Genomic DNA, 1,075 nt, shown 5'->3' with positions numbered 1-1,075 from the left:
GGATTAGAGCGTTGATGGGGCGGGAGACGGCCGTGGGGATGGCGCTTGGGGTGATGTTGGACGCGGCGGTGGGTGATCCGCGGCGGGGGCATCCTGTGGCGCTGTTCGGGCGCGCGGCCGCTGCGTTGGAACAGAAGCTGTACGGCGACGCCCGCGGCCGAGGTGTCGCGCATGTGGCGATCTGTGTTGGTTCGGCCGCCGCGCTCGGGGTGACCGCCGAGTGGGCGACCAGACGGCGGCCGGTGGCCAGGGCGATGGTGACGGCCGCGGCCACGTGGGCCGTGCTCGGCGGTACCACCCTGGGCAGGGAGGGCCGCACCCTGGCAGACGCGCTGGAGAGCGGCGACCTGGCGGCGGCCAGGCGGCGGTTGCCGCACCTGGTCGGGCGCGACCCGAGCGGGCTTTCGGCCGCCGAGATCGCCAGGGCGGTCGTCGAGTCCGTCGCGGAGAACACCTCCGACGCCGCGGTGGCCCCGTTGCTGTGGGGCGCGGTGGCGGGTGTGCCCGGGCTGCTCGCCTACCGCGCGGTCAACACCCTCGACGCCATGATCGGGTACCGCTCGCCGCGCTACGCCCGGTTCGGCTGGGCCGCCGCCCGCCTGGACGACGCCGCGAACCTGGCCCCCGCCCGGCTCACCGGCCTGCTCGCCGCCGCCTGCGCGCCGGTGGCCGGTGGCTCGCCCGCCCGTGCGGCGGCGGTGCTGTGGCGCGACGGCCACCGCCATCCGAGCCCCAACGCCGGGCGCTGCGAGGCGTCCTTCGCGGGCGCGCTCGAGCTCACCCTCGGCGGGCGCAACGTCTACGCCGGGCGTGTCGAGCACCGCCCGGAGATGGGCGACGGACGCGAGCCGTCGCCGCCCGACATCCACCGCGCCGTACGCCTGGCCCGCGCCGTCTCCCTGTCCGCCGCCGCCCTGACGATCGGCGCCCGTGCCCTCCTCGCAAGCCGGACCCTCAGAACGGCCCGAGCCCGCACGGCAGCCAGGGCCCTCGGTACGGGGCAAAGGCTTTCCGCCGTACGCCTGGCCCGCGCCGTCTCCCTGTCCGCCGCCGCCCTGACGATCGGCGCCCGTGC

The 1,075-nt window shown here is 76.8% G+C and carries 1 protein-coding gene; it reads left to right on the top strand.

Going from position 1 to position 1,075, the window contains the following annotated elements; all coding sequences use genetic code 11:
• Nucleotides 1–38: 38 nt before the first annotated feature.
• Nucleotides 39–1,075: cobalamin biosynthesis protein (locus C1I98_RS39180; protein WP_306461956.1), on the top strand; the 1,037-nt coding region annotated here is incomplete at its 3' end.

Source organism: Spongiactinospora gelatinilytica, from assembly GCF_003236385.1.
Lineage (GTDB): Bacteria > Actinomycetota > Actinomycetes > Streptosporangiales > Streptosporangiaceae > Spongiactinospora > Spongiactinospora gelatinilytica.
Note: the sequence above shows the minus strand (reverse complement) of the source record. Positions and strands in the feature narration are given on the sequence as shown.